The following is a 7,538-nucleotide window of genomic DNA, read 5'->3' as shown; positions in this document are numbered from 1 at the left end:
GTCTTAACCGCGTAGGGCCAAGTGGACCGCGGAAGGGGGCGCTCACTGCTCGTCCTCTCGCTCCCCGCGCTCGACGGTCACGACCCGTTCGGCGTGCTGCTCGTCCGCCATGCTCTCCAAGAACAGCGGCAGGTCGTCACTTCCGACCTCGTACTCTCGGTACTCCGGTTCGTCCGCGAAGGGGGTAACCGTAAGGACCGTGAACACCGCGGGGGCCACGACGGTACGGTAGTCGGTCATTGCTCCTCCGTGGGAAGCCACAGAAGAACGCTCCCGACCTTCCGCTGGCCGACGCGCCCCTCCTCTGCAAGGTCGCTCAGGCGAGCGTGCGCGGTGCGGTACTTGCACCCCACGGCGTCGGCCACGTCCCGCGTCGTGAGGCCGGCGTCGTCGCCGTCGCGCACGGCGTCCAGAAAGTCCTCGTCGGAGAACTTTCTGGTGAACCGTTTAGTCGTCTCGTCTCTCTCGTCGTAGGGCATGGTATCAAACGTCTCCATGCAGACGTACGACATGGGAGTACATAAACCCATGCATTCGGACGCCTCGGGTGGTTGAACCTTCAAGGCACATTTAAGCCCCTTGCACTCGTATGTATGGGTGTAGAAGGCCGGTCCCCTCGGGGGCGTAGAAGTGCCCCGGGTGCGCCAACACCCGGGATTGGCCTTCTAAGGAGCCGAAGACCATGCAAAACAACGAATCCGACGCTGTTGAAGGCATCGCTCTCACCACCGACCCCGAACCGCGCGACGTGCGCGCCGTCACCGAGTACATGACGGTCCTCCCGAACGGTCCCCGCGTCGAGGACGCCGACGACCTGTACTGCGTCGTCTCACAGTCCGGCGGTGAGTACACCGTGGACGCCCGGACCGGTGCGTGCGACTGCCCCGACGCCACGCACAACCTCGACGACGAACTGTGCAAGCACGCCCGCCGCGTCGCTATCATCCGCGGTGAGCGTCCCTTCCCCGCGGTCCCCGTCGCCGACGTGGACGACCAAATAGGAATTCACGTCCGCGGTGGCCTCACACTCGCCACTCTCACCGGGTCGGACACCCCGCGCCGTCTCGTCGCCGACGGTGGCCGCGTCGAACCACGGGAACCCCTCACGCCCGGTGAGCGTCCCCCGGAGTGCGACTGCTCTCCCTACGCGGAGGAGCTGCCGTGCTTCCCCTGCTACCGCGCGGGATTCCGGTCCCCCGCCGACGTGACCGCTGAGAACGACGACTAACCCGACGTGAACCCCGGGACGGAGGGGGAGAAACCACCCCTTCCGCGCTTCTACCACTGATAATTATGACCCGTGAAACAAAAGGCGACGTTTCTGACCTGTTCGCCGACCTGCCCCGTACCACCCTGCCGACCGCCACCGAACGCGCCGTCGCCCGGACGCGCTACCCGCCGGACGTTCAGCGAGAACAGAGCGTCCCCGACCCGCACCACTCCGTCAAGGTCCCCGTCGAGGTCGAGGTCCCCCCGTGGGTCCTCGCCAGCGCCGCGTGGAGAGCGTCCATCGCCGACGCCGACCTGTCGGACGCCGCGCTCACCGACCTGCTTAGAGACTACGTGTCGCTCTCCCTCCGCTTCGTGACCCCCGACGGGGAGGACGCCACCGCCGCCGTCCGCCGCCGCGTCGAGAGCGACGACTGACACGGGGACACCTCACCGTCCCTACAAGTCGGTTCTACTCTGCAAAACGGAGTGTACGAAATTCGGGACCGTCGGGGAGAAACAGCGCGTTCGAGAGCCAATTCCCGTTCGCATATAACCGACCGCCGGACGGCGTGGCGACGCGCCCTCGCGCCGCTCGTGCCGCCGTCGTTACCACGTCGCTGGGACCTTCGGTCGCCCCTTGCCGTGGCCCATACACGCGTAGCGGAGCGCGTCGAGACAGTGGTCCGTCGCCGTCGACTTGCCGACCTGTTCCTCCTTGTAGGAGAAGAACTCCCGAATGAGGTGCTGGCACTCCTTGGAGACGTACAGCCCCGCAGCGGGGCGTGAGTCGAACGTCACGAGGTCGCCGTCGCCGTCCAACGTCGGGGACACCTTCGGACGGGTGTTCATCTCGCCGTCTACTTCGAGACGGTGGCGCACCTCCGAGATACCCGTGTCGATGGACTTCTCCGCTTTCACCGCGCTGTAGCCCGCCTGTTGGAACTTGATAATCTCGGAGGGTTCGTGTTCGGCGTAGATGGTTCCCTTCGGCTTGCCGTTCTCGTTGAGCCACGCTATCGCGTCCTCGACGTGCGTCTCCGACTCGTGGAACTCGTCGAGGACCACCAACTGCCCCTGCGAGGTCTTCCCGATTTCCAACAGGACACGCGGGTCGTTCCATCCGGCGTCGTACCCGTAGATGCGCCACCCGTCGGTCACGAGGGCGTGCGCTTCGTCCCGGGGGAGGACGTGCGTGTCGCGGTCGAACGCGGGATACACGAGGCCGGTGGCCGCCGCAAAGCCCCCGTGAAGCGCCTGCTGCTCCTTCCCCGTCCCCTCGAACTTCCGGCGGAATCGCTCTTTGTCGCCGTCCGTGAGGTACGGATTGTCGAGCATCGACGCCGTGAGAACGTTAATGTCGAGACCGATAGGGTCGCCCTCGGCGTCTTGGCGCTTCTCCAGAATCTCCCACGCGGCGTTGAAGCCTTCGCCCGTCAGCGTCCACAGTTGCGTCTTCGGGCCGTCCACGCCCCGGAGACGGGTCGTTATCATGTCGTTGAGGTCGTGTAGCACCTCGCCGTAGTGAGACGGTTCGTCGGCCCACACGGCACCAAACTCCGCGCCCGCGTAGCGTGAATACTTGTCCGCACTCCCGAGCAGGATAGTCGAACCGTTGTGAAGGGTGAGCAGGTGGCTCTGCCGGTTGTAGTCCGCGACTATCGGCGAGGACTCCGGCCCGTTGAACGTCGAGGTCACCGAATCCGTCCGTTCGCCGGGGAGTTGCTGGAACAGTTTAGGGTACGTCGTGTTCCGCGCCTTCTGAAAGTCCACGCCGAGGGCGAGAAACGACGACTCCGGGTAGTCGAGGGCGTTCGCTATCAACCACCGCGCGCCGAACACGGACTTGCCCGCGCCGTACCCCGCGAGAAACGCCACGAGGTCGTAGTCGTCGGATTCGATGGTGTCGAGACAGTCGCTCTGTGCGCCCCACACGTCGTAGTAGAGCGTCGCGTCGTCGGCGTCGAACTCTATGCCGTCCGGGCGGGCTTCGGGGTCGGCGTCGCGCCACTCGACGGACACGTCTCCCGCCGCCGGGTCGGTCCCGCCTTTCACCTCCTCGAGGTCGCGTTTTAGGCGCTTTTCGGTCGGCGTCGTCACCGTCGCACCCGGGCGGTGTCCCGCTGCTCTTTCAGTTCCTCTATCTCTTCGGCCAGTTCCTGAAGCGTCTTGTCTTGGAGGACCTTCTGCTTCGTGCGAATGAGGTAGGCGAGGGCGCGGTACTGCTGGATGCGGACCTTCTCGCGGTCCACGTCACGGATGCGTCCGTTCTCGATGTCGTCGCGCAGGCTCTCTATCGTGGCGTCCACTTCCGCCAGCATACTGTCGTACTCGTCGGCCGCCGCGTGAGAGGCGGGTTTTCCCGTCTGAGAGGCGTTTTCTGAGGTCATTTTCGCTTGTATCGTGTAAAATCGGGCGTCTGAGCGCGTTCGGGGTGGTTCGTAAGTGCCGCTTATCTACCGCTTATCTCGGTCGTTTCGGAAGGCACCGCCGCGCCCCCATGAGAGGACGCGAGATGCCGAGCGAACTGCACCGAGACGAGAGTGTCGACGACGACCGCGCCGAATCCGCTGGATGAACAGCTACACCTCTCCCGCGCTTCTCGTCGTGGGGTCATCGGTGAGTGCGTCACTGGTAGTAGGGAAGGTCGACGGGCGTGTCCTCCGCGTCGGCGGTCACGTTCTTCTCTATCATCGAGGCCGTCGCCTTGGTGAGAAGGGCAATGTCGCTCGCGTCGAGGGCGTCGAACGCCTCCTCCGGAATCGGTTCGTCCTCGCCGGTCAGCGTCGCGTAGACACGTCCGAGGGTCGCGGCGGCGTCTTGCACCCACTCCTCTCTCTCGGGCCTGTAACCGGGCGGGATTCTCTCCTCGACGGCGTTCTCGACGACGGACGCGCTCAGTTTCGTAAGTCGCGCAGCGTCGGCGGTCGTCCCAACGTGAAACGTCGAGGCAGGGACGAGTTCCTCGCCGGTCAGCGTCTCGTAGACGCGTGCAAGTGTCTCTCCCGCCTCGGCCACGTCCGCCCGGCCGTCGTCGGCGGCGTCGGCGTCGGCGTCGGCGTCGCTCTCGGTGTCGTCCGTGACACCGCGGGCGAACGCGTTGAATGTCGTCTGTCCGTCGGCCATGCGTTTAGGAGTGCGATTTCACGTAAACCCGGTAGTGGGCGGACTCCTCCTCTCCGACGTGGGTCAGCGTGTACCGCATCGCCGTCGGGAGCGAGTCGTCGCGGTGCATCCGCTCGGTGCAGGGGTCCTCCTCGGTCCCGGTCACCTCGTAGGTCATCCACTCGTGGGTTCCCCTCGTGGTTACGGCGCGTGCGAGGGTGTAGGGTGCGGGGCCGCCGTCGTTGCCGTCGTCGACGAGGAGAGTCACGACTTCCGCGTAGGACTTGCTCGTGCTGACGGTGAACTCTAACGACTCCCCGGGGCCGAGGTCCGCGTCGTGGTACCCTTCGGCGCATACCGCGGGCATCTATACGTCCTCCTCGTCCAGCTGCTCGCGCACCTCCTGCTCCTTGCGGGCCTTCCGTTCGGCGATGCTCTCGGGTTTTTCGAGGGCGAAGTAGTCGGCGTTCGTGACGACGTTCTCCGTGCGCTCCTCCCACTCAGACAGACTCCCGGCCCCCACGTCGGTCCCGGTGTTCGCCCGCGTCTCCTTGCCCGTTTTCTCGGCGGCCTGCGCCTCTAACCACTCGTTGTAACCGCCGTATCCAGTGTTGACTCTCGGTTCCGAGCGGTCGTGCGCCGAGACGGTGGACTGTACGCCGAGGAAGTTGCCCACGGGCTTGTCGTCGTCGTCGCTCTGCGCGGTGTTCTGCCGGTCGTCGGCGTCGGCGTCGTCGCTCTCCTCGCGTTCGGTGAGAAGGTCGCGCAGTTCGGCCTGCTCCTCGCGGAGGGCGGCTATCTCCTTGTGGAGGTCCGCCTGTATCTCCTCGTTCGTCCGGGTGTCGTTCTCGTCGCTCTCGTCGCTCTCGTCGTGTCCGCCGCAGGAGCATTCTCCCGCGCGCGTGTGGTTGGCTCTCATTCCGCTCATAGTGATAGTCTCGTTCGCTCTCGGTTCGCCGAGTCCGCACCCCTCCGACACCGAGCAGTTCCCCTCCTCCGTCAGTCCCGTAAGGAGGGCGAAGTGGTCGGGCGTGAGGTTAGTCTGTATCGCGTTGTACCCGCGTCCGTCGTGAACACCCGTCTGCGTCACTAACTCGGGGACGTAGCCGGGGCTAATTTCCACGACGTTGCCGCGCTCGAAGGCGTCGGCTGCGTGTTCGAGGTCGCCGCCGAAGTTCCCGCGAAGGGCCTGCTCTATCCACGCCTCTCCTCGGAGACGGTCGCCGTCGGCCTCGACGTTCTGGAGGATACCGACTACCGGGGTGTCGCTCTCGGGGTCGGAGACGCCGGTGTACTCCCCGTTCGCCGTCGGGTGACCGAGCGTCACTGCCACGCCGTTCCACTTGGGCGCGCTCTCGGCCAGTTCCTCTTTCGGTAGGTACTCCCGCGTCGTTCCGCCGCGTCCGTCGGGGTAGCTGTAGACGCCCGACTGAAACAGGACGCCGGGAACCACGAGGTAGTCCGTCCCGGTGGCGTCCGTCTCGACGCGAACGCTCGACGAGTCTCCGGGGGTCGGTCCCGAGAGGTCGGGCGTGGCCGTCTCGACGGCGTGGTTCTGGCGTCCGCTCATTTCTCCTCGGCGTCGCGGAAGGCGGGAATCGTCCGGCGGAGGACTTCTTCGTGGGTTTCGTAGCGGTTTCGCTTCAGGTCCCACAGGACTTCGAGACACTCTCGGGAGACGGAAATCGTGGTCTTGTCCGAAGTGTTCTGTCCGCGGGGGTCGGTAGTTTGGCTCATAATCAGTTGCAGAGGCGTCCTATGGCACTGTATTATAATCCCACCGACTTAAGTCTTCGGATATCTGTAATTTCGATTACACATGAAGGGAAGGCGCGACGCCGCGTCTCACGCTCCGACGCGGCGGGTCCGTGACCCCAGTGTCAGAACCCGGAGGTATCCAAGAAGAAACGGCGGGGCGTGGCCGTCGCTCTCGGTCCGGTGGCGAGCGGCGCGGGGGAGGGTACGCTACGGGATGTAGTACCGCGTCTCCCCGTCGGACTCTGCCTTTCTCACGTCGAGGTACGTTTCCCCTTGGATTGTAGATAGGGCGTCTCTCACCGGTTTCTCCTCACACCCCGTTTGTTCGCACAGTTCGGACATGGTGAGAGGGTCATCCTGAAGCGCCCGCTTCACCCGCACGGTGGTTTGTTCGTACTCGTCTCCGTTGCCCTCGGTGTCGGACTCGTCGTCTGTGGTTACGAGAGCCACGACCTCCTCGTCTCCTTCTATGGGGCCGACTCCGAGAGAGGCACGGTCGAACCCTTCGAGGTCATTCATAGCCCCGAGCGTCGAGATTCCGGTACACTGAGAGACACCGGCGGTATACTGGTCGGTGCACTTCACGAAGGAGCCGGGCTGTTCGGCCAGTTCGCGGAAGCGGTCGCGGTAGTCGCTGTGGGCATTCAGAAGGTCCTCGCTCCGTATGTCGTGGTCCTTGGCGTACTTCGAGATAGCGTCGAAGGACCGGGGGAGGTTGATGCGGACCTGCTCTCGCGGCGTACACTCGTGCACGATTTCGTAGTGCTGGCCCTGTTCGAGGTACCCCGCCACGACCGCGCGCTCGAACAGTTCAATGAACCGGTCGGTGTGGCTCTTACGCTTCCCTGCCGGGCCGATGCGCTCGACAACGTATTCGAGAGCGTCGTTCAGGTCCTCCTCCGTCGGAAGGCTCTCCGTGTCCGCGCCGACGTGCTCCGCAAACTCGTGGTAGAGCGTGAATCCGAACACGACTGTCTGGAGGCCCTGCATTTCGAGGTCGTCTAATTCATCGACGACACCGAGGGCGTCCGCACGGGCGTGGGCGTGTTCGAGGGAGTCGTACCACAGTCTGCGAAGGCGGTTTTCGTCGAACCCGGTGACGAATCGGTAGTATGCGAGCGCGTGCTCAGCCGGGTCGGGGGCGTCCGACCCAAGTTCCAATTCGCCGCCGTCGACGCGGGCTTTGCCGACGAGGTTCTTGTACGCCTCCGCCGTCTCCGTGCCTGCGTCTGTCGTTTCGGTCCGGAACTGGGTCATGACCGACCGGCGGCGCTCCGCGGGTCCCTGTATCGACTGTTCGCCCGAAACCACAACGGGGGCTTCAATCTTGTACTCGTCCGTCGTCTTGTCCGCGTTCCCGCGGACCTCCAAGGCACCGCGCGTCGCCTTCCGGTAGAGGTTGTGGAAGAAGTCGAGACGGTACGACGAAATGTCGCTGGGCTTGTACTCGTCGAACCACAGGGGGA

Annotated in this window: 10 protein-coding genes and 1 pseudogene; 2 read left to right on the top strand and 9 right to left on the bottom strand. The window is 64.7% G+C overall.

The window, feature by feature from the left end; genetic code table 11:
* Positions 1 to 42: 42 nt before the first annotated feature.
* Positions 43 to 240 (bottom strand): hypothetical protein, encoded by a 198-nt coding sequence (locus ACFQEV_RS00530; protein WP_379691928.1) that lies wholly within the window; start codon positions 238 to 240, stop codon positions 43 to 45.
* Positions 237 to 479, bottom strand: a complete 243-nt coding sequence (locus tag ACFQEV_RS00525; RefSeq protein WP_379691927.1) for an ArsR family transcriptional regulator — start codon at positions 477 to 479, stop codon at positions 237 to 239. The genes ACFQEV_RS00530 and ACFQEV_RS00525 overlap by 4 nt, the downstream gene beginning before the upstream one ends.
* A gap of 203 nt (positions 480 to 682) precedes the next feature.
* On the opposite strand from ACFQEV_RS00525, the gene ACFQEV_RS00520 reads away from it, so the two are divergent.
* Both ACFQEV_RS00520 and ACFQEV_RS00515 read left to right on the top strand, forming a co-directional pair.
* Entirely contained in the window at positions 683 to 1,228 is a 546-nt protein-coding gene (locus ACFQEV_RS00520) for a hypothetical protein (RefSeq protein ID WP_379691926.1), read from the top strand.
* A gap of 65 nt (positions 1,229 to 1,293) precedes the next feature.
* Positions 1,294 to 1,647: a hypothetical protein gene (locus tag ACFQEV_RS00515; RefSeq protein ID WP_379691925.1), complete on the top strand. Its 354-nt coding sequence runs from the start codon at positions 1,294 to 1,296 to the stop codon at positions 1,645 to 1,647.
* Between the two features lie 171 nt (positions 1,648 to 1,818).
* On the opposite strand, the gene ACFQEV_RS00510 is transcribed toward ACFQEV_RS00515, so the two are convergent.
* The 7 genes and pseudogenes from ACFQEV_RS00510 to ACFQEV_RS00480 all read right to left on the bottom strand — a co-directional run.
* Positions 1,819 to 3,309, bottom strand: coding sequence for a terminase large subunit domain-containing protein (locus ACFQEV_RS00510; RefSeq protein ID WP_379691924.1), 1,491 nt, complete (start codon positions 3,307 to 3,309; stop codon positions 1,819 to 1,821).
* Positions 3,306 to 3,530: a DUF8136 domain-containing protein gene (locus tag ACFQEV_RS00505; RefSeq protein WP_379691923.1), complete on the bottom strand. Its 225-nt coding sequence runs from the start codon at positions 3,528 to 3,530 to the stop codon at positions 3,306 to 3,308. The genes ACFQEV_RS00510 and ACFQEV_RS00505 overlap by 4 nt, the downstream gene beginning before the upstream one ends.
* Before the next feature lie 307 nt (positions 3,531 to 3,837).
* On the bottom strand, positions 3,838 to 4,335 hold the full coding sequence (locus tag ACFQEV_RS00500; protein WP_379691922.1) for a hypothetical protein: 498 nt from the start codon (positions 4,333 to 4,335) through the stop codon (positions 3,838 to 3,840).
* 4 nt (positions 4,336 to 4,339) lie between these two features.
* Positions 4,340 to 4,681: a hypothetical protein gene (locus ACFQEV_RS00495; protein WP_379691921.1), complete on the bottom strand. Its 342-nt coding sequence runs from the start codon at positions 4,679 to 4,681 to the stop codon at positions 4,340 to 4,342.
* Positions 4,682 to 5,884 carry a DUF2213 domain-containing protein gene (locus tag ACFQEV_RS00490; protein WP_379691920.1) on the bottom strand — a complete coding sequence of 401 codons (1,203 nt, stop codon included), beginning with the start codon at positions 5,882 to 5,884 and terminating at the stop codon, positions 4,682 to 4,684.
* Complete coding sequence (locus ACFQEV_RS00485) at positions 5,881 to 6,051, bottom strand: hypothetical protein (protein WP_379691919.1); 171 nt, start codon at positions 6,049 to 6,051, stop codon at positions 5,881 to 5,883. Before ACFQEV_RS00485 ends, ACFQEV_RS00490 begins: the two co-directional genes overlap by 4 nt.
* A 228-nt stretch (positions 6,052 to 6,279) precedes the next feature.
* Positions 6,280 to 7,538: pseudogene (locus tag ACFQEV_RS00480) on the bottom strand (hypothetical protein); the annotation flags it as partial.

It is taken from the genome of Halopelagius fulvigenes (assembly GCF_042662625.1).
GTDB lineage: Archaea > Halobacteriota > Halobacteria > Halobacteriales > Haloferacaceae > Halopelagius > Halopelagius fulvigenes.
Note: the sequence above shows the minus strand (reverse complement) of the source record. Positions and strands in the feature narration are given on the sequence as shown.